A 23,837-nucleotide genomic window follows, 5' to 3' on the forward strand; every position below is an offset into this window, starting at 1 on the left:
GTCTGGATCAATGACCTGCACTCTGGCCCCCGTCGACGTGAAGGATTTCGCCGGTCACGAAGTTCGCGGTGTCCAGATAAAGGATCGCTTGAACGATGTCATCAATCTCGCCCATGTGGCCAACCGGGTGCAGGTTGCCCAGCGCTTCGTGAGTCTCGACACCATGCATCGGCGTCTTGATGATGCCTGGTGACACGGCGTTGACCCGAATGCCGCGCTTGGCGTACTCGATGGCCAGCGATTTGGTCGCAGCGTTGATGCCACCCTTGGTCAGCGAGGCCAGCACCGACGGTACGCCGTCAATTGCATGATCCACCAGGCTGGTGGTGACGCTGACGATGTGTCCGCTGCTGTGCTTCTCCATCTCGGCAATGGCCAGTTGGGAGATGTGGAAGAAGCCGCTCATGTTGGTGGCCACGACCTGAGCGTAATCTGCTTTGCTGTACTCGGTGAACGGTTTCGCCACGAAGATACCGGCATTGTTGACCAGCGTATCGATACGGCCGAAGCGTGCAACGGCTTCGCGGATAACGCGCTCGGCGGTTTCAGGGTCAGCAATGTCGCCAGCGACGGTCAGAATATCCGGGTCTGTAGACGGTTTGATGGAGCGGGAAGTGGCGACCACCTGATAGCCGCGATCACGAAAACCCTTTACCAGACCTGCGCCAATGCCTTGGGATGCGCCAGTAATCACTACTACTTTATTGGACGTGCTCATGATGAATCCTCATTGAATCGAAGTTAATTGAGTAAACAAATTTTCAACTGTCAGACGTGAGCCACGGCCTGCGCTGCCTGACGTAGCGCTTGTTCGTATTCGGCGACCGATTGCGATCCGGACATGAGTTGCCGATCATTCAGAACCATCGCCGGAACCGAGTTGATGCCGCGCTGCTGGTAAAACGCTTCAAGTTCACGGACTTCGCGACTCAACTCATCGGATGTCAGCACTGCCTGCGCACGTTCGGTATCAAGGCCAACTTCGCCAGCCAGCGTCACCAGCGTGTCACGGTCATTCGGGTTCTTTCCGTCCGTGAAGTAAGCCCGTAACAGGACTTTCTTCAGTTCGCGTTGGAGCCCCTGTGTCGATGCCCAAAACAACAAGCGATGGGCATCGAACGTGTTGTAAAAATGACTGCGTTTTTCCAGGTCAAAGCGAAAACCGATCTGCGCGCCGCGTTCAATGATCATTGCGTTGCGCTCGGCCACTTGCTGAGCCGTGCGGCCGTACTTGCGGATCATGTGGGCGATGGCGTTCTCACCTTCCGCCGGCATGTCCGGATTCAGCTCGAACGGTTTGTAAGTCAGCTCAACCTCGACCTCACCGGCCAGGTTCACGATCGCTTGCTCAAGTGCCGTAGCACCCAGTGCACACCAAGGGCAGACAACATCCGAGACAAAGTCGATTTTTACGGTGCGGCTCATGACTGCGAGTCCGACAACTGTTTGCGGTACTCCGTGGTCGTCATACCGGCATAACCCCAGTTATCGGTGTCAACTTCCTCGATCACGATGTGGGTGAGTTTCGGATCCTTGTTCAGAACCCGTTCCATCGTTTCCGTGATTTCCTTGATCACCTGGGCTTTCTGCTCCCGGGTGACGCCGTCACGGGTGATACGCACGCTGATGAAAGGCATTTGAATATCTCCAGTCGCAGGCCTGTCGGGATGATGGGCTGCTGTTGGAGAGAACTTTAAGAAGTTGCTGGAGATTGATAAATGGGGCTTGAGGTACATCATTTGTGATGCGGTGTATCAAATGTGCGAGGCGCAATGGCCCCGATTGCTGCGCCAACCGGAGCTAAAGCGAGACCGGCGCCAACATCTGCTCAATCCACTTTGCCTGTCGTGCGACCTCTTGCACTTTCGCCTCGGGCAACGCCTGCCGGGCCCGGGAAAAGTGGCTCAGGGTCTTCTGCTTCTGGCGCAGCTTGCGTTGCCACTTGGTCAGAAACGCCGGACTGCGTGCCTGCATCTGTAACGGGCCGAAGTACAGCTCCTGGTCGGTATAGGTCACTGACGCTGCACGCTCGGCAACGATGATTTCGTAGTCGAAACGGTTCTCTCGCAGCACTTCTTCGCTGAGGATGCGGTAGCGGTTATTCATCAGCCATTGGCGCAGTGGCTGCTCGCCGCCGTTGGGTTGCAGGATCAGGCGTTCTTCGCCGCTCAAGTGCGCTTTGCCGCTGTCGAGGATGTCCCGAATGGTCTCGCCGCCCATGCCGCAAACAGTGATGGCGGTGACCCTGTCTTCCGGTTTGATAGCCGCAAGACCATTGGCCAGGCGCACGGTGATTCTGTGGTGCAGGTCGTTCTCGCGCACGGTACGTTCGGCTGCATGAAACGGCGTCAACGCCACCTCACCAGCCACCGCTGCTTCTACGAGACCACGGCGCATCAACGCCACCGGCAGATAGCCGTGATCCGAGCCGATATCGGCCAGCCGTGTGCCGGCTGGCACATGCGCCGCCACACGCTCCAGGCGCGCGGACAATGTCTGTTCGTTCAACGGCAACCCCTGTTCAGCACAAACCTGCGGCGTCTGCGGCCGCAAAAGGGGTGCGACTTTGTCGAGCAACGCGTTGCGTGTCAAATTCCGGCGACAAGAGCACACGACTAATAGCTACGCGACTTCCGCCGAAGTTTGCAGGTAATCTGCCGCTTCGCTGACTAAAACAAACAAAAGCAGGAGTCATTGATGCAACCGATCCGTCTCGGCCTGGTGGGCTACGGCAAAATTGCGCAGGATCAACACGTCCCGGCGATCCTCGCCAATCCCGGATTCCAGTTGGTGTCTGTCGCCACGCAAGGCAAGCCCTGCGACGGTGTAGAGAATTTTCAGTCGTTGAGCGAGTTGCTCGAAAACGGTCCGCCGGTTGATGCGATTGCGTTCTGCACGCCACCGCAAGGTCGCTTCGCTCTGGTGCAACAGGCACTGGCAGCTGGTAAGCATGTGTTGGTGGAAAAACCGCCCTGCGCCACGTTGGGTGAAGCGATGGCGTTGGTGACTCTGGCTGAACAGCAAGGCGTCAGCGCGTTGTTTGCCTGGCATTCACGCTATGCGCCGGGCATTGCAGCCGCCCGCGACTGGCTTGCCACTCGCACCCTGCAAAGCGTACAGATTGACTGGAAGGAAGACGTGCGCAAGTGGCATCCCGGCCAGACCTGGATCTGGCAACCGGGCGGCCTGGGCGTCTTCGATCCGGGCATCAATGCCTTGTCGATCGCGACCCACTTGCTGGCGCTGCCGTTGTTCGTCGAATCGGCCCAATTGCGCGTGCCGAGCAACTGCCAGTCGCCGATTGCCGCGTCGATCAAAATGTCTGACGCGCGCCACCTCGATGTGCGCGCCGAGTTCGATTTCGACCATGGTCATGACGAACTCTGGAGCATCGAGATTCGCTGCGCCGAGGGTGTGCTGCGCCTGGATAACGGGGGCGCGGTGTTGAGTATCGACGGCGTGCGCCAAGCCGTGTCGGAGGAGGGCGAGTACGCGGCGGTGTATCGACATTTCCAGCAGTTGATTGACGACAAGGCCAGTGATCTGGATCTGCAGCCGTTGCGGTTGGTGGCGGATAGTTTCTTTGTGGGGAGTCGGGTGGCGGTTGAGGCGTTTTACGACTAACGACCAGCACAATTGTTTCGCAACAAAAATCGCAATAGCGAGCTTCACATCCCTTTGCGGCTAGTCGACAATGCGCGCTCTGTTCCGGGGTAGTTCAGCGGTAGAACACTTGGCTCTTAACCGGGTGGGCGCTGGTTCGAATCCAGCCCCCGGACCCATTACAACGCAGGTCACAAGGAAGTATGTCCAGGTACGATAGGGAATTCGGCGAGAACAGTGGTGTAAACGCCGGTTACGCGGCGTTTCAGCTCTCTCGAGCCTTAACCGCTTCACCGAATGACGCTGACCCGCAGGCGCGTAATCGAGTCGAGCGCTGGCTGCGGGTTGTCGAACATTTGAAGCAACGCAGCGCACAGTATGGTTCACGCGTGCCGTTCGCCGATTTGCCGGAGTGGGTCACGCTGGAAGTGGCCACAGGCGGTTTTGCGACAGGGCAACTCCTGGCCGGTGGCGATCTGACGGCCTATGAGCGCCAGTTGGCCGCATCGATTCCTGGCATTCGCGCAGGTTATGAACGCTTCGATCTCAATGCCTGGCACCTTTCGGATGCGGGCGTTGCAGCGCTGCAAGAGCGTTTGGCTAAAGGCAGCTATCAGATCGATGTTCCGGAAGAGGCCGCGCTGCTGACAGTGTCCTGGCTTCTGCGGCATCAGCGTACAGACGACGCGCGAATGCTGATCGAGCAGATAGTGCCTTTCTTCGACCGCCTGCGTTTCTTCCCGACCGCCGTTGACGAGCCGCCGCTTTCGACGACGGAGGTGCATGTTTTTGATATCGCCAGTGTCAAGCAAAAGCTGAACCGACAATTGGCTCAACCACGTCTGGCCGTTCAAAAACACGTTGTGGAAAATCGCCTGCCTCTCTACGACGCCGCAGTCTCGCTATTTCTTTTGACGTTTCAGGAGGGTTGGCCTTGCAGGCACTATCCCGAAGGCTGGTTCGAACGCGCTACGGCACTCGGCACGCAGATCGCTAAAATTTGTGACACCGAACTTAACAGCACCAGTCCATTCAGGACTCGAGCGGCGGAGCTGTTTGCATTACTCGGGCAGTGTTCCCGTGATCATGCATCGCTGACGGGCCGGCAAGTCGGGCGGATCCGGCGAATTGTCGATGACTTTGTCGTCAAACATGGTCATCCCGAATCCGATGCGCATGTCATTAAACGAGCAGAGCAGCGCAATCACGTGGCGGCCCCCGGGCATCATCTGATCGCCCAAGCTGTCGCGGCACGTATGACAAAATATCCGGGTTCGGATGGCGTCAGTGACTTTTCGCCACTGCTGAAATCCATCACCGATGAAGAAGCCCAGCGTTACGCGCTGATCGTCGGGGCGACTATTCCGCCTGCTGTTCGCCAACGTCTCGAACGATGCCGCAAGGGCACAGTCGCCGAGTTGATTGACCATGGTTTGATCTCATCCGGAGACATCGTGGCGCAGGTTCTGCCAGTGATGACGGCAGAAATCTGTAGCGCCGGATATCGGGACAGGACGCTGCAGACGTTGGTCGGCGCTACGTATCGCGCCTTCCGCCGTCGGCGGTCATTGTTGCTGCTCAACCTGCAGAGCCAGATCAAAATCGCAGAGCTGCCTTGGGTTTCGGCGCTAGAAGGTGAGCGAGAGGCAAACGTTAACTCTACTGAAGGCGCCAAGCAGGCATTGATTGAAGCCTCTGCATTGACTCTTTCAGCGTTTCCCCAGGCGATTCTTCCGAACAAGCTGTTGCAGGAGTTCGTTTCGCTGGCTGAAACGGCGAAGCTGGATCTTCCGTTCGTCGAAGAGGTGGCAGCGGACATTTTCATGGGGACTTTCACCAACAAGTTCACGAGAGCAGCCAGGCAGTCGGCCAGACTGATGGCCGGAACGCTGTACAGCCGCTATTACAATATTGATACCGACGGGCTGGCGAGACTTCCCGATCAGCGCGGATCGCAGCGCGGAAGTGATCACTGGCATCAGTCAAGCAAGAGTGATGCGTTTGCGAAGCTGTGCGCGCAGCGTGCAAACGCCACCATCGGAACGTGGCAATCAGCGGTCAACGGGACGATCCTCGAACAACAACAGATCCTGACAACGCAAAACCTCGCATTGCTATTTGGCGAATTGAATCTGAAAACACTGCTGAATCACCGTTTGAGTGGGTTGGCCCTGGCGTGCTTCGAGTGGATTTGCAGGCGGCAACAGATGCAAATCAAGCTTTACCATGCACGTCTGGTGATGTTGAAAAACACGGCATATGCCTGGCGCCAGATGCTGTTTTATCTGTCGATGCTGGATGGCGAGCTGTTGCGTTCTGCGCTCGATTCTCTTGAATCGCATTTTGCAGCTCAATCCAGCGAATTCCGGGAAAGATTTCTACCCGCGATGATCGGGCTGCGTATCGCCGCAGCCGGGCATCAATTGACCTCGGGTCGTCAGAAACACGAGGGAGCTAAGGTTTTTCTCGGGTGGACCACCGAACGACACTGGCTGATGCCTTCGTAACGTCTGAATCAATCCTGCCAAAAGCCTGCAATGCAAAGCAGGCTTTTGGATGGAGCGAGTCCGTTCAGAAACGACTCAGTCGGTAAGGCTCGATACTCCGCAAACCGATTGATGGGTTCAGCGCTGTCGCAGAGGCCATCCCCACAACCATCTCCGCCGTCACCGCCGCCTGCGTCAGCCCCAGATGCTGATGCCCAAAAGCAAGCAGCACTTTGCCCCCGCACACCTGATCAATCACTGGCAGCGAATCCGGCAACGACGGCCGAAACCCCATCCACGGGGACGCCGCCTCAGCACTCAGATCCTTGCGAAACAAACCCTTGCTCAACCGATGCAATTGCCACGCGCGCTCCATGCTCGGTGGCCGCTCCAGCCCGGCGAACTCGACGGTGCCCGCCAATCTCAAGCCATCGGACATTGGCGTCATGATGAACTTGCGTTCCAGCGAGGTGACAGGGAAGGGCAGGCGGTTGTGTTCGGCGGGCAGCATCAGGTGATAACCGCGTTCTGTGTCCAGCGGCACTTTCTTGCCCGTGAGCGCGGCGGTGAGTTTTGCCGAGTGCGCACCGCAGGCGATCAATACGCGGCTCGCGGTCAGATCGCCGGTTTTGGTGATAAGGGAAACACCGCTGGCCTGCACATACCCGCCCTGAACCTGTTCCTTCACAAAGCTCACGCCGCTGGCCTTTGCTGCCTCGACCAGCTCGCACACCACGCGATACGGATCGATGAAATGCCCGGTGCTCGGAAAGAACAGGCCGCCCTGAATCTGTTCGCTAAGTTGCGGCGCGGTTTCCTGTACAGCGCCGGCCTGCCAGAAATCGACAGGCACTCGCTGCTGACGCAAGCGAGCCTGCAGCGTTTCGATGGTCTGACGCGATTCGGCGCGTTCGAATACCAGCAATGAACCGTCGACTTTCAGCAGTTCGGGGCGCTGGATATCCGCGAGTAAACGATGCCAGGCATCGAGGCTGCTTTCATTCAGCGCGCGCAATCCCGCGACGGTTTGGCGGAAAGGTTCCGAGCGCAGATTCAGCAGCAGCCGCGTGAACCAGGGCAGCGCACGAGGCAGGTATTTCCAGTCCAGTCGCAGCGGGCCCATCGGGTCCATCAGCATGGCCGGCAAGCGCTTGAGAATCGACACGTCGGCAATCGGAAATACCTGCTCGGTCGCCAGATGCCCGGCATTGCCGAACGAGGCGCCGTGGCCGGGTTCCTGTTGATCGATGACGATTACTCGCAGGCCTTGGCGAGCCAGACGCAGGGCGCAAGCGACGCCGATGATGCCGGCGCCGACCACAGCGATGTCGTGCACGGGATTATTCGACATTTTTCAGTTTTCCCTTTGCCCATCGAACAGGCGACCGGCCTTGCGCTCCAGCGTTGGCAGCAATGCGCCGGCTAGCTCAAAGTCTTTCCAGATCAGGCGAAGTTCTGCTCTGCCGACCAGTTCTCGTACCAGTGACGGAACAGCGCGTATTGGTTCTCCGCGTAACGACGCTGCGAGTCACTCAACGCATCGGTCTCGTTGAAGTGCAGGGTGTATTCCTTGTCACCGTTGAGCACCATCAGGTGTTTGTAATACAACACCAGATCGCAACCCTCGTCGAAGGACGACAACACCGCCAGCGCCGATTCCAGCTCCTGCGCCTGACGTCGGGCTTTGGCGTCTCCCTTGGCCGCTTGCTTGCTCAGCGCCACCAGTTGCAGCACTTCGCGAGGCAGGGCGTTGCCGATACCGGTAATGGCTCCGGTGGCGTTGCAGTTGACGAAGCCGTGCACCACTTGGGTGTCAACGCCGACCATGAGGGTCACGTCGTCATCCTTGGAGGTGATGTTTTCCGCCGCGTAGCGCAAGTCGGCACCGCCGCCGAACTCCTTGAAGCCGATCAGGTTCGGGTGTTCGCGACGCAGGTCGAAGAATAGATCGGCGCGGGTGGCGAAGCCGTAGTAAGGGCTGTTGTAGATAACCGCCGGCAGCCCGGGAGCTGCTTTGAGAATTGCAGCGAAGTGAGCCTTCTGCGCGGCGGCCGAAGCACCCCGGGACAGTACTCGTGGAATTACCATCAAACCCTGCGCGCCGACTTTCGCGGCGTGGGCGGCATGGGACACCGCTTCGCGGCTATTCACCGCCCCGGTGCCGACGATGGTTGGAATGCCCGCCGCGACCAGCCGCGCCACGCCTTCCTGACGCTCGGCCTCCGTGAGCAGCGGCCAGTCGCCCATGGAACCGCAATACACCACCGCGCTCATGCCGATATCGATCAGCTCGCGACCCTTGGTCACCAATGCGTCGAAGTCCGGTTTGCGCTGGGCGGTGCACGGGGTCATCAGGGCCGGCATGCAACCAGTGAAGACGTTGTCGCTCATTGTTTTAACTCCTTGGCACATCATTCGGATTGGCTTGAAAAGTCAGCGCAGCAGCTCAGATACCCCACGCGAACGGGTCTTCTTCGTCGATCAGCAACGTGCTGTCGGCGGTCATGTAGGCGCGTCCAGTGATGTAAGGGCGAATGCGTTCGCCTGCCCATTCGAAGCGGCCTTCGAACTGGCTGCCCGTGATGCTCGCCTGCACCCAGCGCTCGCCGGGTCGCAGCTTGTCGTCGGCGGCAAGGCAGGCGAGTTTGGCGCTGGTGCCGGTACCGCAGGGTGAGCGGTCATAGGCTTTGCCGGGGCACATGACGAAGTTGCGGCTGTCGGCATTGGCGTCGTCAGCGAACAGCTCGATGTGGTCGATCACGGCACCGTCCTCGCCATGGATGCCTTGATCTTCGAGAGCCTTGAGCATCGCCCAGGTGTACGCGGTGAGGTGTTCAACGTTGTCCATGCTCAGCGTTTGCCCGTGCTCGGAGACGAGGAAAAACCAGTTGCCGCCATAAGCGATATCGCCGGACACACGGCCGTAACCCGGCACTTCCACCGGCACCTGTTTGCGATAACGCCAGGACAGCACGTTCCCCAGGGTCACGCTGCTGTCTTCATGCAATGTCGCGGTCACCGCGCCGACGGGCGTGTCGATCTTGTGCTCGCCCGGCGCGATCAGTCCCAGGTAGTGCAACGAATTGATCAGGCCGATGGTGCCGTGGCCGCACATGCCGAGATACCCGGCATTGTTAAAGAAAATCACCCCACACGTGGCGTCCGCCGATACCGGCTCGCAGTACAGCGCACCGACCAACACATCGTTGCCGCGCGGTTCCAGCAGGCAGGCGCGGCGCCATGGATCATGCTGAGTGCGCAGGGCATCGCGTTTTTCGGCCATGGTGCCGCCGGGCAGTTCGGGGAAGCCGTTCATCACCAGGCGCGTGGGTTCACCGCCGGTGTGGGAATCGATGACGTGTACTCGTTTCATGGACGTGCGCCGTTGAGTGATTTCAGTAGGCGCCGGCAGGGCGTGTGTTCACGGTGCTGGCAGTTGTGTCACTGGGACGGGCAAACTTTGAACTCATCGACAGGGCGGTGATTGATGTTTTTCAGCGGGATCGATGACGAAATCGGCACAGTTGCGCCGATGAAACGCGGCCCTCGACACGACTTGAACGATGCTGCAATCTGCTCGCGACTGCCGCAGCACGGGCACTTGGCATATCCACGAACAGGGAGGGATCTTCAATGAAGAGCGCGTTTTCGATGCTGTCTCAGAGCCGCCCGCAAACCTTGGACGAGCTATTGGCCGGCGCCGCGCTGCTGTTGCCGATGCTCGATGTGATCCCCAACGCAGCGATATTCATCAAGGATGTTCAGGCCCGTTACGTCCTCGCTAACCGCACACTGGTGCAGCGCTGTGGTTTGAAGGACTTGCGTCCGTTGCTCGGCAAAACCAGCGTGCAGGTGTTCCCCGCGCAATTGGGGCCGGGCTACACCGAACAGGATCGCAAAGTGCTGGAAGAGGGCTTTGTGCTGGAGGATCAGCTGGAGCTGCATCTGTACGGCAGTCGCGAACCGGGTTGGTGCCTGACTCATAAACAACCGCTGTACAACCGCGAGGGGCAGATCATCGGGTTGGCGGGCATCTCCGTCGATCTGCAATCAGCCAGCGAAACTCACCCGGCGTTTGAGCGGCTGGCCGCTGTCGACGAACACATCCGCACGCACTTCAACCGCCGCGTCACATTGGGCGAACTGACGCGCATTGCCGGTATTTCCGTGGCGCAACTGGAACGCTACTGCAAACGGGTGTTCCACCTGACGCCACGGCAGATGATCCAGAAGGTGCGGCTGGAACGTGCGCATCGTCTGCTGCATACCGATTTACCGATCACCGACGTTGCGCTGCAATGCGGTTACACCGATCACAGTGCGTTTACCCGGCAGTTCAAGGCTTCGACCGGGTTTACGCCCCGGGAGTATCGTCAGGCGACGGAGCAGTGAGAGGCCGCTGCGCATACCGACTAGACTCAATACGTCACGACCCGATTGCGGCAGGAGAAACGCGATGAGGGGAATACTCAGACGCCGATGCTCGCTGTGGCCCTTGTCCATCCTGATCGCCCTCAGCCTGGCGCTGAGCGGCGGCTGCTCAAACCGAAAACACTATCCGCCATCAGGCGTCGGCGACAGCTGCTATGCCAAGGCGCTGCCGACGGTTGGGGAGGGCGGTCTCGCCTGGGGTTCCAGCCTGAACATGGCTCGGCAAAAATCCATGACCAATTGCATGCGCTACGCCGGGCGGTCGGGGGGCACGCCGAATACTTGTCAGGTGGTGTTGGCCAAGTGCAAATGACTGTCCACCCTGGCAGTTTGTCGTTTTGATGGGCAAGCAGCATGCGTTTGCGCGTGCGGACGAGCTTTCTGCCAACGCTCACCTGAAATCTGCTGGTGGTACCACGCTCGATGCGATCACCCTGACCCTTTCTTGACGCTATGCATACCGGTACTAGAATTCATTCGATTTGTTTGGCTTTCTATGCCGATGGAGGCAGGGAAGGCTATCTGAAACGCGCGCAATAGCGTTGATGTTCGTGTGCGCTCTCAAGGCAAGGACGCGTCATGGCATTCCAGATTGGCAATACAGTCATCACGCCCTATCACCTGATGGCCCAATACCGTGTTCAGTTGGGGAATCACAAAGACACGGTACAGAAGTTCATCACGTTTACGGGCTGCATCCGCTTTGCCACGGTCGACGCGGCGAAGGCCGCGCTGGATGCGCCCGATACTGCGGTGGCGATGGTGTGGGATGCGGCCAATGCCAACCCCTTGCAGAGTACGCCAACCGTCCAGCGCACCATCAGCCAGTGCCTGTCAGATGTGGATACGCACGTGGCACAACAGCGTGAGAGGGAAAGGGCGGCAGCCAAGCAGGCGCGAGAGCCGGACAAGGTCAAGTACAACGCGCTACGCGATACGGCAAAGGCTTTGGGCGGCGAGCTGATGACAGCTGCAGCGGACAACGACCCCGTGGCATTTGCCGGTCACTACGTTACTTTTTACTATCAGGCGGCCTACATGGGGGGCGACCAGTTCGCGGTGGGGGCTGCTCTGAAGAGCAAACCGACGTCGCGGTTGATCCTGTTCTACAGCGACAATCCTCAGGAGACAGGCAGTGCCAAAAGTCTGATCTCGTTCTACGGGGTATCTTGCGGCTTGACCCGCGACCGCTTGCTGCCCGTGAAAGTGGCCGATTCCAAGGCGGCCTGTAAAGTCGCTACAGATGTCGTGGATGCGCGTTTGAACAAGACAGCCAACCCTGCCATGGCCGGACTTGATTTTTTGGGCCTCATACCCAGGATCAGCGGAGCGACGCTGAACCCGGTAGGCGGCGCGACGACCCATGTCGCCGCCTCAGTCATGGCAGGTGACGGCAAAGGCAATGTGTCCGGTTGGACAGACGTTGACCCGGCCAGCAATTCCTACTGGGCCTACCGTGTCGATAAATTCCTGGGGCGCAAAGGGATCGTGCGAAGCGCGAAGTACGTCATCGTCTGGACGCGATTCAGTGGGCAGGACGGTGGCGCTCACCCAGAACTGGACGATACCTGGATGGGTCTTGCCCAAGTCTGTCGCGGTCTGCTCAAAGCCGGAAAAAATATCATTGTGGTGGGCAAGCCCAAAGGGCACGACAGCCTGCCAGAAAAATTGAACGCCAGTATGGATCAACTGGACATCGCGGGTCCGCCAGCCGTATCGCGCAATGGCATGCAGATCTGGGGCGAGTATTGGAAAAACGAAAACGAGGAAACCTTCAACGGCAAAATCATTGGCCCTAACCGTGCTGCCGAGTATGCGATTTTCCTGAGAATGGCCCGTGGCTGGGGCTGTAAACTGGTGCATTTGGGGATGCGCAGTGGTGCGATGGATGCCGCAGCATTGTTGGGTATGCGTGTCAGGTTCATCGAAAACACCGGCAACGAACAGATCGAACGAACTACGAAATGGACCGGAGGCAGCAACACAAACAAATTGTATAAACGCATTCAGGTCTCCCAGACCACACGGATGGCGGCTGCGGGAAAACCTAAAGCGCAGCACGAGGCACAGGGCTATGAGCCTGCCGATCTCAAACTTATCCTCGACAGCGTGACGGCGGCATTGGTCTAGAGGATCAATAGTGTTCGATACACGAAGGATGGCTTGCCGGAGGCAAGGCAGACCTCATCGATGCGCCGAGCCGGGTCGTTCGTTGACGCCGCAGATGTATCGAGACATAAAAGCCGCTTCAGGCACTCGCCGGCGGCTTCGCCAACTCAATTCCCGCCGCCCCCAGCCGCTTGAGAATCTCGAACAACAAATCACTCTTGGTCACCCCGACAATCCTCGGGCTACCCACATAGCCGGTAATCGTCAACGTAATCCCGTCCTGCGACAGCTTGCTGAAACGCACAAACGACGCCGGTTTATCGAGGATGCTTTCGTTCTCTCGATAAGTGTTGAGCAGCAGTTCCTTCACCTCCTCAGGATCGATATCCAGCGGGAATACCAATTCAAGCGATGCCACGCCCTGGGCGCTCCCCCCTAGCGTAACGTTGCGCAAGTTCTGCGAGATCAATTGCGAGTTGGGCACGATCACAATCGAGCGGTCGCTGAGCTGTATCTCCGTAGCTCGCACGTTGATCCGGCGGATATCACCCTCGACGCCACTGATACTGATCAAATCGCCGACCTTCACCGGACGCTCGGTCAGCAGAATCAGACCCGAAACGAAGTTCTTCACAATCTCCTGCAAACCAAAACCGATCCCCACCGACAGCGCACTGACGATCCACGCCAGGTTGGTCCACTGCACCCCCAGCGACGACAGCGTCAACAGGATCACCAGCGCATAACCGATATTGGAAAACAGCGTGCTCAACGACGCGCACATGCCCGGGTCCATATCAGTCTTGGGCAGGAACTCGTTGTCCAGCCAGCGGCGCAGGGCGCGAATCAGGTAGATGCCGATCAACAACGCCAGTACCGCATTGAGCAGATGCCCGGGGACGATGTTCAGTTTGCGTAACCCGGCGCCGCCGAGAATGGCCATGATGTTGCTCAGCAGTTGCCCAAGCGTGGTGCCGATGCCGCCGACAAACAGCGCAATCACGGCCAGCAGCAAAAGCCCGGCGCGGCTGAACCCGGACAATAGAATCGAGATCTGATCCAGCCGCCGATCACCAATCCCGAGCAACTGCTTAAGCGCCTTTCCGCTCGAATGTTTGGGCGAAAACACATATTCGCAGCCGTCCTTGATGAATTGGATCAGCAAGTAAAACCCCGACAGTACGATGTACGCCCAGACCACTTCATAAGTAATGAATCGGGCCAGCGACACATAACCGATGAGCAGCGCAGCTATCGAGACAAACATCGAAACACTGGCGACGGTGTAAATCACCCCGGCGAACACGTTGCCCGCCGCCGATGTGTCGTTGGCAGCAATCATTGCCTTGCGCACTTTGCTGACCCGCAACAGCATTGCCACGATGATCACCATTACAGCAATCGCGATCACGCCCCGCCCGGCGAGCACGATCTGGCTGCTCATACCGGTGGCGTTGCTGACCTGCACCAGTGTCACCAGCACCAGCAACGTGCCGGAAAGAATGCGCGGGTAAGGCTTCAGTGCCAGCGCTACCGGATCGGCAATCGCCGGCAGCCGCCACGACGGATGTCTGGTCGAGAGCAGCGCGCGGCTCAGCCCGGTGATCAACACGCAGGCGTACACAACCTTTTCGAACTCCTCGGAAAACGTATCCAGCACCGGCGGCAAAGGTGCGTGGCGGGTGAGGGCGTAGAACAGCAGTTGCAGGGCAATGCCCGTGGTGACAATGGTCGCCAACGCCGAAGCGAACGCCAATGCACTGCGGCGCACACGCCCCTCCGGCATGCGATGGATGCACACCCACGTCAGCCCACGCTCGGCCAGCCTGCGTCCGAACGTCCAGATCACCAGCGCCAACAACGCCAGCACACTGGTATAAAAACGCTGCCCCGGCGCCCAGACCCTGGCCCACGTATCGCCCACCCGATCTACAAAAAAACTCAAACGCTGCCGATCATCGGGCCGGGGTTTGACCAGTGGCGCCCAGAAATCCGGACTCAACACACTGTTGGTGCGCAGCGTCAGCTCACTCTCCAGCAACGTGCGCCTGATCCCGGCAATCTGCGTGATCAGATCCGCCGCGCTCTGCTTCAACGCCGCCAGATTCTTCAGCGTCGCATCAACCTTGTTCTTTTGTTCTGCCAGCGACGCCCGCTGCGCAATGATATCCGCCTGCTCAGACGCCACCCCGGTATCCGGCGCCGCCCCCAACACACCCAATTGCACCGCCAGTTGCGCCTGCTGCGGCAACAACGACGCCGACAACCGATCAACATCCAGAATGAACGCCTGCACCCGATCCTGCGGCCCTTCGAGCTGGTTGTAATTGTTGGCAGACGAGATTTGTTGCTTGAGCCCGTCGAGGCGTTGTTGCAGGGCTTGCAGATCACTTTGGGAAATCACTGTGACGGGTGCGGCGGCGTTTATGGAAGGCGCCGGCAGATCCGCCGCCCACAACGACGAACCGCCCGGAGCAAGCAACGTGAGCGCGACAAAAAACAATGACTTCAATGTGTTGCGCATGGAGGGGCAGACCCGAATTGATCACACAGTTTATGAGGTTAGGTGATCGGGGCGAGGATTGAGGAAAAGTTTCAGGCGCGGCGCGCGCAGGTGTACTTGCCGCACTCCGAATCACTTGGCGAACGTTAACGTTTTCGACTTCTACAGAACGTTATTTCTTACGAAAAGGCAGCAACATGCCAACGCGCTGTTGGTAATCCAGATATCTCTCGCCGAAAGCTCTGACCAGGTCCTTTTCTTCAAGATGTGCCCCAACAACAATGTACGCCGTACTCGTCAAGGCAAAGACAAGATGACCAACCGTCATGTCCGGCGTCGCCCAGAATGCCAGCAGAAACCCCAGATACATCGGGTGTCTGACAATTCTGTAAAGCGATGGCGTCACGAAATGGGGCGTTTCCGGCGGAGTCTGTCGAAAGGCTTTGATTGCCTGTTTCAAACCGAACAACTCGAAATGGCTGATCAGAAAAGTTGCCAGCAGAGCGAGCCCCCAGCCTGTCCAGAACAGACCTGAAAGCACGACCCTGAGCAGAGGCGATTCAGCACTCCACACCGGCACGGCAATCGGTTGCCACAAATAGAAAAGCAACAAGAGGGTGAGGCTACTGAAGAGAACGTAAGTGGCTCGTTCAATGGCAGCGGGCATCACGTGGGCAAGTCTGTCTTTAAAGCCTTTTCTCGCCATCACACTGTGCTGTAGGCCGAACAGAGTGATGAGGGCAATATCGACAAGTATCGCGAAAACGACATCTTGAGGTTCCCCGGAGTCGATGTGCTTTGGAACCAACCATCTTCCAAGAAAACCGATCAAGTACAGGATTGTGAAGAGAAAAATGGAGTAACACGTCAAGCTGTAAAGCACATACAGCAGCTGAATGGCCGGGTTGCTGGGGCGGGTTTTCGAGACAGGCTGGGTGTTCATGAGCGATGTGTCTTGATCATGGCGTGGACTGCAGACTCGCACCAGGGGAAGAATTGATTGGGTGATCTTTAAACATAGCAGAGGTATCCCGAAACAGCGCTCAGGCACCAGGGTCGAGCAGATGCACCAGTCTTGGTGCGAGGGAATCAGCGCAGACATCCAGCAACGCCAACGTGACCGGTAACTTGAACCGCCGCCGGCCGGCACTGCCCGGATTCAGATAAAGCCGCTCGCCGCGCCACTGGATATCAGGTTTGTGCGAATGACCGGTGATCACCAGTCTGATGTCGCTATCAAGATGGGCCGGGACATCGGCGATATCGTGAACCAGCAGAGCTTTCCAGCCGCTCAGCTCGAAGTTGAGTTTGTCAGGGAGGTCGGCGGCGAAGGGCAGGCTCAAATCGTTGTTACCGCGCACGGCATGGACAGGGGCGATGTCGGCGAGTTGTGCAAGGATGTCCGGACTGCCGATGTCACCGGCATGGATGATGAGGTCGCAGCCTTGGAGGGCGGCGAGGGCTTCGGGGCGCAGGAGGCCGTGGGTGTCGGAGATGATGGCGGTTTTCATGGGGGGAGATTAGCAGGGTTGGGATGGAGACACTTTCGGCAAAAAAACGGACGCTATTTTCGTCATCTCCATGCTCCAAACGACAGTACGCCGCAGTAGAGGACGGTGTTGCAAACGATCACTTGGGCAATCATGAAACCGAGGCCGGAGCCAAGAAACGCAAAACCGGCAACTATCCAAGGCAAGCTCGCATTTACACGAAATCTCAATAACCAAGCCGCCACACTTGCACCGACGAACATGCCTGGAACGGAAAATAAATGCCCCAGCCCAAAGAGACCACCTTCGCGACCCAAGCTGGATACGATTGCCATGTAGATCAATAGAGTAACAAGCGCGGCGGCTGTCGTTCCGGTTAGAAACAGGGCGCGCGTACGGAGCATCAAGCCCGGAAGCAACATCACCACTGGCACTCCCATGAGATACCAAAAGCTCAAATAAAGCGTGTTGCCAGCACTGGATGCGTAAACGAGAACAATAGTGACCAAAACCATTGAACAGACCAGATCTTCCCTAACGCCCATGTTCATCCATTCGATCGCTATCAGAGTCGTCAATATTGAAATAGATTAGCTGATGGCCAAGTCTTCGTTCGGTTGCCCGCTATGGGTCGAAGCCGGGCAATCACGGGAGGCTGTTTCTGGCCGATTGCCGCCTGTCACCAGGGGCAGAAACCGGCCAATAGCGGTCAGTAGAGACTTTGTCTATGCTGCGTTTCTCAAGCGCATCATTGCCGCTGGCGAGATCGCGTAAACCAGCGGCAAATCCAAACGACTACTGATCTTTCTACGGAAGCACTCGCTGCTTCTTGAGGCTATCCAGTGCATCGAAAAGCGAAGCTTTCGAGTCGACCCTTTCAGTAAATCCGTATCGGTAGATTTTGTTCGTATCCGAGATGATGTCCGTCTCGGTGTGAAAGATGAAATCCCCAAACCCCCAGCCGACCAACTTGCCCAGATCAGGCTGGATCAAATTGTGGCATTCGGCGATTTCCCGCCACAGCGCGGCCTTGTCGGGCATGTGGCGTGCAAGCGTCAATGGAACCGGAGACGCCGTTTCCATCCCAAAATTTTTGGCCGTGTCTTGCCACATACGCTCCCAGCGGAAAATGTCGCCGTTGGCGATGTTGAAAGCCTCTCCACCAGCAGACTCGCAGAGTGCGGCCCAGACGCTGGCCCGTGCCAGTAACCCGGCATCGGTGAATTGCAGCAATTGACCGTAGGCTTTATCGGTGCCGGGAAATCGCAACGGGATATCCAGCGCACGGGACAGCTCGGTGAAGACGCCGATGACCAGCGCAATATTCATCGTGTTGCCGTAGATATCCCCGACCACCAGATCGGGACGCAGCGCCACGTAATCCCAGCGGCTGTGTTCGGCACGCTTTCTAAGCTGGGCTTCCTGTGCAAGGTACAGGTTCGGTGGCATATGCCCCGCATCACTCTCCAGTGCGGGCGTGCGAACCTTCGCGCCGAGGTGAGAGCCGTAAATTTTAAAGCCCTGATAGATGACCACTCGCTGAAGAGCGGAATTCGCCTGCTCAAGTCCATCTAGCACGTTGGCCAGCATGTTGGCATTGCGACTTGCTTCCACCGCCAGATCCGGATCGGGACTGAAGGCCGCGTAAAAAACATGAGTCGTGTCTCGGGCAGCATTCACAGCGATGGCCACTGCTTCGGCATCCGTGAGATCCGCCAGTATCGTCTCGGTGCCCACGACGGTTCGGCGATCAAGCGCCCTGACCCGCCAGCCTTCGCGCTTGAGTTCCTCTGCCACGGCATGGCCGATGATGCCGTTCGCGCCGACAACAAGCGCGACTTTTGGATTTGCTGGTGTAGGGTTCATGCAGCATCCCTATTTCGAATTCTGTTCATTTCATTTCTCCTTCCGTACCTTGTGCACGGGGTTGAGAGAGATGATGCCTCCGAGATGATCTGTGATATAGACTGTTATCACGAATGGCTTATATGACATAAATTCACAATGGCACGCTGGGATATCAACCGTCTGGCAGAGATGGAAGTGTTCGTCCGAGTGATTGAACTCGGCAATTTTTCATTGGCGGCGCGGGACTTCCGCATGACACCTTCGGCGGTCAGCAAGTTGTTATCCCGCCTGGAGACTCGCCTTCAGGCACGCTTGCTGAACAGAACCACGCGGCGACTGACGCCCACGCCGGAAGGTCATTCGTTCTATGAACAATGCGTCAGAATTCTTGCGGATGTGGAGGATGCTGAACGCAGCACCTCCGGACAGGGCGATCCGCGGGGGCTTCTCAGGGTCAGTGCCAGTGTGCCTTTTGCCCGAGGAGTTTTATTACCCTTGATCCCCGAATTCCTCTCGCGCTACACAGGTATAGAGCTGGATATCGTACTGACGGATCAAGTGGTGAATCTGATTGAGGAGCGCACCGACGTTGCGATCCGTCACGGCCCGCTGGAAAGTTCGCGCCTGGTGGCGAGAAAGCTGGGCGAAACACGGATGGTCGTCGTCGCAGCTCCCCAGTATCTAGAGCGCCATGGTCTGCCGACCGTGCCAGAAGACTTGACCCGCCATAACCGCTTGGACTTCGGTTACACACGCACACTGAAAGGCTGGCCTTTCATCGTGAATGGCTCGCAATGGATTGTCTCGCCAGTGAGTAATGTGACGGCGAGTGACGGTGAGGCTCTTCGCCAGTTAGCGCTGGCAGGAGTAGGCTTGGCTCGTCTCGATGAGTTCCAAGTGGTTGAGGACATTGAATCAGGAAAACTTCTTCCGATACTGCAAGCCTTCAACCCTGGAGACATTGATCCCGTCCATGCGGTATTTCTCGGCCAAGGCACGCAGATGCCGTTAAGGGTTCGTGTTTTTCTCGATTATTTGAGCGCGAACGTACAACTCAAAAGGCTGGAACATAGTCAGGAGCCTGATGAAAAGCGGATGGGCGAGGCTTGGTAAAACAGGTATTTAGTAAATGCCACCTCGCCACATATGCTCACTTGAGCACCGCTTAGTCCGCAATGGGTCGTTTTCTCCGTCACGACTGGCTGCAAAGGTTCGTTCTCTGCTCTTCGCGACAGGCAACAATCGGCCATAAGCAGTCATTCATGAGTGATCGTCGTTGAGCAAGCTGGACTCTCTGCTTCGAGGTTGCTTATCAGCCACTCGATGAGTTGTTGTGCATTGCTTTCACTGTCACGATGAGTCAACAAAGCCCAGTTCGGGCCGCGAATGGTTTGCTCTACCAGCGGCTGCAACAGCCCGCTATCTCGCGCCCCACGGCTGAGTAATTGGCTGACCAGCGCAATCCCTAAACCGGCACACGCAGCGTCCAGCAACAGGCCCGGATCAGAGAAGTTCAGACCCTGATCCTGCTGACCGACATCGATCCCGGCTTCCACCGCCCAATGGCTCCAGTCCATCTCCCGTTCGCCGTGCAGCGTCGTGCGTTGCTCGGCGGGCTGCGCTAATACGCTCGGGTGGCAGGCCGGGTAGAGGAGGTCGGCATGCAGCACCTTGAAACTGCATTCAGCTTGCGAGCTGATGTCGTCGCGCAGGGCGAGGTCGATTGTCTGGCTGACCATGTCCGGCACTTCGTCTGTGCTGAAAATCCACAGATCGACGTGCGGATGCTGTTGCCGGAAATCCGCCAAACGCGGTAGCAGCCAATGTCGGGCGAACGCCGGCGTGGTGTTGAGCACCAGTTGGTTGGGCTTCTGATATTGCCCGAGGCGACGGATGCCGACCGCCAATTGCTGGAGCATCGCCTGCGTGGTGCTGAGCAGATCGTGGCCGGCGTCGGTCAGGCTGACGCTGCGTCCGCTGCGGAAAAACAGCGGCTGCTCCAGGTACGCCTCAAGGCTGCGGATCTGTTGGCTGATGGCCGACTGCGTGAGGCTCAGTTCCTCGGCGGCCTTGTGGAAACTGCCCAGCCTTGCGGCCGCTTCGAAGCCGCGCAACGAGCTGAGGGGTGGCCAGTGTTTCAGCATGATCGATAAGTTCCTCTAATCAGTTTTCCGCTAAATCCTTCGTTTGTTTGCCCTTCGGGTCGCCATTAGCATGCACATCAACGCCGCCAAGGCTGTTTTCATTGAACACAATGGCTTAACTCAAAGGGCTTTTTACCATGCAGCAGAACAAAAACAACAACAGCGGTTGGATGATGCCGGCAGAGTGGGTGACGCACGCGGCAACCTGGATGGTGTGGCCACACAATCAGGCCCTGTGGGAGTCGGGCTGGCGCGTGACCTTGCCGTTGGTGCAGAAAGATTTCGCCCGCGTCGCCAACGCCATCGCCCGGTTCGAACCGGTGAAAATGGTGGTTGATCCGTCGGCAATCGCCAGCGCCAAAGCTTTGTGCGGGCCGAACATCGAACTGATCCCGCTGGCGGTCAACGACAGCTGGTGCCGCGACTCCGGCCCGAGTTTCGTCGTCCACCCGGAACAAGGTCTGGCCGGGGTGAGCTGGCGCTTCAACGCGTGGGGCGGCAAGTCGGCTCATGAACTGGACGAAAGTCTGGCCCGCCGCGTGCTCAATCACTTGGGCGGCGAGTGCTTCGGCACGGCGCTGAGCAACGAGGGCGGCGCGATCCACGTGGACGGCGAGGGCACGCTGATCACCACCGAATCGGTGCTGCTCAACCCTAATCGCAACCCGGGCGTGAGCAAGGCCGAGATGGAAGAAATCTTCGGTCGTCTGCTCGGCGTGAAAAAAACCATCTGGCTGCCGGGCGATCCGGATTACGTCACCGGCGACATGACCGATGGCCACGTCGATGGCGTCTGCGCTTTCGCTCGTCCCGGCGTGTTGCTGGTGGATGCCACTCATGTTCGCAGTTCGGTGTACGCCGAAGTGGTGCGGGAAAACCGCCGCGCACTGGAACTGGCCACCGATGCTCAGGGCCGCAAATTCAAGTTGATCGAGCTGTACGAAGCCACCGATGCGGTGGACACCGAAGCCGAAGTGTTCTGCGCCTCGTACACCAACTTTTACATCGCTAACGGCGCGATCATCATGCCGGCATACGGCATCGAGGCCGACCATGTGGCGGCAGAGACGCTGGCCAAGGCGTTCCCGGGCCGTGAAGTGGTGCCGGTGCAGATCAATCACCTGGCCCATGGCGGCGGCGGTGTGCATTGCATCACCCAGCAACAGCCAGCCTGGCCGGTGGAGGGTTGATCAATGACGCTGTTGAAAGTCGCCAACACCCAGATGCCTTGCACCTGGGACTTGAAGAGCAACCTGGATCGCGCTGAGCAGCTTGTGAGGGAGGCCGCCACGCAGGGTGCCCAAGTGATCCTGCTGCAGGAGCTGTTCGCCACGCCGTATTTCTGCATCGAACAGAGCCATCAGCACATGGCATTGGCCGCGGAGTTTCGCGACAGTCAGGTGCTGGCGCGCTTCGCCGCGCTGGCCCGTGAGCTCGGCGTGGTGCTGCCGCTGAGCTGGTATGAGAAGGCCGGCAATGCCTACTTCAACTCCCTGAGCGTGGCCGATGCCGACGGGCGTCTGTTGGGCGTGTACCGCAAGACCCACATTCCCAACGCCATCGGCTATCAGGAGAAGGAGTATTTCAGCCCTGGCGACACCGGCTTCAAAGTCTGGGACACCGCGTTCGGCCGTCTCGGCGTCGGTATCTGCTGGGATCAGTGGTTCCCGGAAACCGCCCGCTGCCTGGCGTTGATGGGCGCCGAAGTGCTGCTGTTCCCGACCGCTATCGGCTCGGAGCCGGGATGCGCGGATCTGGATTCGCGGGACCACTGGCAGATGACCATGCGCGGCCACGCCGCTGCCAATCTGTTGCCGGTGATCGCTTCCAACCGCGTTGGCCGTGAAGTGGCGGGCACCGATGCGACGCTGCAAATGAATTTCTACGGCTCGTCGTTCATCTGCAACCACAAGGGAAAAATGCTCGCCGAAGCCGACCGCACCAGCACCGGCGTATTGGTGCAAAGCCTTGATCTGTCGGCCATGCGCGAAGAGCGTCTGAGCTGGGGGATCTACCGCGACCGTCGCCCGGAAATGTACGGCGCATTGTTGAGCCAGGACGGCCGTCACCTTCACGCCCGCTGGGATCCTCAAGGAGTCTGATATGCCTACCTCACACAAGTGGTTGCTGGGCGCTCTGGGCCTGGCGCTGGCCGGTCTGCTACCGGTCGTGCACGCCGAAGACAAGACCTTGCGGCTGTACAACTGGGCGGATTATTTCGCGGAAGACACGTTGACCAAATTCACCGCCGAAACCGGGATCAAGGTGATCTACGACGTGATGGACGGCAGCGAAACCCTGGAAGCCAAGATGCTGTCCGGTGGCAGCGGCTACGACCTGATCTTCCCCGGCGACACTGTGGCCGAACGCCTGATGCGCGCCGGCAGCCTGTTGCCGTTGGATCCTTCGAAGATCACGGCGATGAACGACATCGAACCAGGCCTGCAAAAACTGCGCAGCCATTACGAGCATTCGAACAAGGCCACGGTGCCGTACACCTGGGGCACCATCGGCCTGACCTACAACGCCGAGCAGATCAAACAGCGCATGGCCGACGCCCCGGTCAACAGCCTCGAAATGCTGTTCAAACCGGAATTGGCGGCCAAATTCGCCGATTGCGGCATTTCGATGATCGACTCGCCGGACGAAGTGCTGGCCGTGGTGCTCAACTTTCTCGGCCGCGACCCGCGCAGCGCCAAACCTGCGGATCTGGCAGCGGCTAGTGATCTACTGATGAAGATGCGGCCGTACATCCGCAAGTTCCAGTCGCAACCGGTGACCGATCTGGTCAACGGCAACCTGTGCCTGTCCCTCGGCTACAGCGGCGACATGACCCAGGCCCAGCGCACCTCGGACAGCGCCGGCAAGCAGACCCGCTTCCAGTACCGCGTGCCGCGCGAAGGCACCACGGTGTGGATGGACACCATGGCCATTCCGGTCGATGCCAAACACCCGGAATACGCCTACGAATTCATCAACTTCGTGATGCGCCCGGAGAACATGGCCGCGATCAGCAATTTCACCGGTTACCCGACCTCCAACGCCAAGGCCCGGCCAAGCGTGGACGAGGCGATGCGCAACAACCCGGACATCTACCTCGACGAAGCGACCTATGCTCGTCTGATACCGGGCAAGGATATTCCCCAGGCCGACATGCGCGCCCGCATGCGCACCTGGACAAAGTTCAAGACCGCCACTGCAAAGTGATTTTCCGGGCTGCTTC

Annotated in this window: 22 protein-coding genes and 1 tRNA gene; 10 read left to right on the top strand and 13 right to left on the bottom strand. The window is 58.4% G+C overall.

The features are described from left to right. Nucleotides 1-7: 7 nt before the first annotated feature. The 4 genes from ACA074_RS12265 to ACA074_RS12280 form a co-directional block, all read right to left on the bottom strand. Complete coding sequence (locus tag ACA074_RS12265; protein WP_497679106.1) at nucleotides 8-718, bottom strand: SDR family NAD(P)-dependent oxidoreductase; 711 nt, start codon at nucleotides 716-718, stop codon at nucleotides 8-10. 50 nt (nucleotides 719-768) lie between these two features. Beyond that, a complete protein-coding gene (locus ACA074_RS12270) occupies nucleotides 769-1,425 on the bottom strand; it encodes a DsbA family oxidoreductase (RefSeq protein ID WP_497679107.1) in 657 nt (218 codons plus the stop codon). Next, complete coding sequence (locus ACA074_RS12275) at nucleotides 1,422-1,637, bottom strand: tautomerase family protein (RefSeq protein WP_305443122.1); 216 nt, start codon at nucleotides 1,635-1,637, stop codon at nucleotides 1,422-1,424. Before ACA074_RS12275 ends, ACA074_RS12270 begins: the two co-directional genes overlap by 4 nt. Nucleotides 1,638-1,800: 163 nt before the next feature. Further along, a complete protein-coding gene (locus tag ACA074_RS12280; protein ID WP_497679108.1) occupies nucleotides 1,801-2,508 on the bottom strand; it encodes a tRNA (adenine(22)-N(1))-methyltransferase in 708 nt (235 codons plus the stop codon). Between the two features lie 189 nt (nucleotides 2,509-2,697). Between ACA074_RS12280 and ACA074_RS12285 the strand changes: the two genes are divergently transcribed. The 3 genes from ACA074_RS12285 (at nucleotide 2,698) to ACA074_RS12295 (ending at nucleotide 6,110) form a co-directional block, all read left to right on the top strand. Continuing rightward, nucleotides 2,698-3,624, top strand: a complete 927-nt coding sequence (locus ACA074_RS12285; protein ID WP_497679109.1) for a Gfo/Idh/MocA family protein — start codon at nucleotides 2,698-2,700, stop codon at nucleotides 3,622-3,624. Between the two features lie 83 nt (nucleotides 3,625-3,707). Next, nucleotides 3,708-3,782: transfer RNA gene (locus ACA074_RS12290), tRNA-Lys, on the top strand. 24 nt (nucleotides 3,783-3,806) lie between these two features. Next, the gene (locus ACA074_RS12295; RefSeq protein WP_497679110.1) at nucleotides 3,807-6,110 is read left to right on the top strand and encodes a hypothetical protein; all 2,304 of its coding nucleotides are present in this window, start codon (nucleotides 3,807-3,809) and stop codon (nucleotides 6,108-6,110) included. Nucleotides 6,111-6,174: 64 nt separating this feature from the next. On the opposite strand, the gene ACA074_RS12300 is transcribed toward ACA074_RS12295, so the two are convergent. From ACA074_RS12300 to ACA074_RS12310, 3 genes are all read right to left on the bottom strand, one after another. After that, nucleotides 6,175-7,440 (bottom strand): NAD(P)/FAD-dependent oxidoreductase, encoded by a 1,266-nt coding sequence (locus ACA074_RS12300; RefSeq protein WP_497679111.1) that lies wholly within the window; start codon nucleotides 7,438-7,440, stop codon nucleotides 6,175-6,177. Between the two features lie 92 nt (nucleotides 7,441-7,532). After that, nucleotides 7,533-8,480, bottom strand: a complete 948-nt coding sequence (locus ACA074_RS12305) for a dihydrodipicolinate synthase family protein (protein WP_497679112.1) — start codon at nucleotides 8,478-8,480, stop codon at nucleotides 7,533-7,535. A 55-nt stretch (nucleotides 8,481-8,535) separates the two neighbouring features. Continuing rightward, nucleotides 8,536-9,462 carry a 4-hydroxyproline epimerase gene (locus tag ACA074_RS12310; protein ID WP_497679113.1) on the bottom strand — a complete coding sequence of 309 codons (927 nt, stop codon included), beginning with the start codon at nucleotides 9,460-9,462 and terminating at the stop codon, nucleotides 8,536-8,538. A gap of 260 nt (nucleotides 9,463-9,722) precedes the next feature. On the opposite strand from ACA074_RS12310, the gene ACA074_RS12315 reads away from it, so the two are divergent. The 3 genes from ACA074_RS12315 (at nucleotide 9,723) to ACA074_RS12325 (ending at nucleotide 12,650) form a co-directional block, all read left to right on the top strand. Continuing rightward, the gene (locus ACA074_RS12315) at nucleotides 9,723-10,481 is read left to right on the top strand and encodes a PAS domain-containing protein (protein ID WP_497679114.1); all 759 of its coding nucleotides are present in this window, start codon (nucleotides 9,723-9,725) and stop codon (nucleotides 10,479-10,481) included. Between the two features lie 64 nt (nucleotides 10,482-10,545). Then, nucleotides 10,546-10,833: a hypothetical protein gene (locus ACA074_RS12320; protein WP_262410331.1), complete on the top strand. Its 288-nt coding sequence runs from the start codon at nucleotides 10,546-10,548 to the stop codon at nucleotides 10,831-10,833. A 266-nt stretch (nucleotides 10,834-11,099) separates the two neighbouring features. Next, nucleotides 11,100-12,650, top strand: a complete 1,551-nt coding sequence (locus ACA074_RS12325) for a hypothetical protein (protein ID WP_497679115.1) — start codon at nucleotides 11,100-11,102, stop codon at nucleotides 12,648-12,650. Between the two features lie 118 nt (nucleotides 12,651-12,768). Here ACA074_RS12325 and ACA074_RS12330 read toward each other — a convergent pair whose 3' ends face one another. The 5 genes from ACA074_RS12330 to ACA074_RS12350 all read right to left on the bottom strand — a co-directional run bounded on the left by ACA074_RS12330 (nucleotide 12,769) and on the right by ACA074_RS12350 (nucleotide 18,488). Next, nucleotides 12,769-15,153, bottom strand: coding sequence for a DUF3772 domain-containing protein (locus tag ACA074_RS12330; protein ID WP_497679116.1), 2,385 nt, complete (start codon nucleotides 15,151-15,153; stop codon nucleotides 12,769-12,771). Between the two features lie 151 nt (nucleotides 15,154-15,304). Next, a complete protein-coding gene (gene mddA, locus ACA074_RS12335) occupies nucleotides 15,305-16,075 on the bottom strand; it encodes a methanethiol S-methyltransferase (protein ID WP_489881212.1) in 771 nt (256 codons plus the stop codon). Nucleotides 16,076-16,175: 100 nt separating this feature from the next. Continuing rightward, nucleotides 16,176-16,643 (bottom strand): metallophosphoesterase family protein, encoded by a 468-nt coding sequence (locus ACA074_RS12340; protein WP_401265161.1) that lies wholly within the window; start codon nucleotides 16,641-16,643, stop codon nucleotides 16,176-16,178. A gap of 62 nt (nucleotides 16,644-16,705) precedes the next feature. After that, nucleotides 16,706-17,173 carry a hypothetical protein gene (locus ACA074_RS12345; RefSeq protein WP_489881211.1) on the bottom strand — a complete coding sequence of 156 codons (468 nt, stop codon included), beginning with the start codon at nucleotides 17,171-17,173 and terminating at the stop codon, nucleotides 16,706-16,708. Between the two features lie 256 nt (nucleotides 17,174-17,429). Next, nucleotides 17,430-18,488, bottom strand: a complete 1,059-nt coding sequence (locus ACA074_RS12350; protein ID WP_401265156.1) for an SDR family oxidoreductase — start codon at nucleotides 18,486-18,488, stop codon at nucleotides 17,430-17,432. Nucleotides 18,489-18,626: 138 nt separating this feature from the next. On the opposite strand from ACA074_RS12350, the gene ACA074_RS12355 reads away from it, so the two are divergent. Further along, nucleotides 18,627-19,583 carry a LysR family transcriptional regulator gene (locus tag ACA074_RS12355; RefSeq protein ID WP_401265154.1) on the top strand — a complete coding sequence of 319 codons (957 nt, stop codon included), beginning with the start codon at nucleotides 18,627-18,629 and terminating at the stop codon, nucleotides 19,581-19,583. A gap of 143 nt (nucleotides 19,584-19,726) precedes the next feature. Here the strand turns inward: ACA074_RS12355 and ACA074_RS12360 are convergent, their stop codons facing one another. Further along, nucleotides 19,727-20,614: a LysR substrate-binding domain-containing protein gene (locus ACA074_RS12360; RefSeq protein ID WP_497679117.1), complete on the bottom strand. Its 888-nt coding sequence runs from the start codon at nucleotides 20,612-20,614 to the stop codon at nucleotides 19,727-19,729. 137 nt (nucleotides 20,615-20,751) lie between these two features. Between ACA074_RS12360 and ACA074_RS12365 the strand changes: the two genes are divergently transcribed. From ACA074_RS12365 to ACA074_RS12375, 3 genes are read left to right on the top strand one after another with little or no spacing between them, the layout of a single operon-like run. Further along, on the top strand, nucleotides 20,752-21,804 hold the full coding sequence (locus tag ACA074_RS12365) for an agmatine deiminase family protein (RefSeq protein ID WP_497679118.1): 1,053 nt from the start codon (nucleotides 20,752-20,754) through the stop codon (nucleotides 21,802-21,804). A 3-nt stretch (nucleotides 21,805-21,807) separates the two neighbouring features. After that, nucleotides 21,808-22,716, top strand: a complete 909-nt coding sequence (gene aguB / locus ACA074_RS12370) for an N-carbamoylputrescine amidase (RefSeq protein ID WP_497679119.1) — start codon at nucleotides 21,808-21,810, stop codon at nucleotides 22,714-22,716. Between the two features lies 1 nt (nucleotide 22,717). Continuing rightward, nucleotides 22,718-23,821 (top strand): extracellular solute-binding protein, encoded by a 1,104-nt coding sequence (locus ACA074_RS12375; protein WP_497679120.1) that lies wholly within the window; start codon nucleotides 22,718-22,720, stop codon nucleotides 23,819-23,821. Nucleotides 23,822-23,837 lie beyond the last annotated feature (16 nt).

Source organism: Pseudomonas sp. LBUM1655, assembly GCF_059716085.1.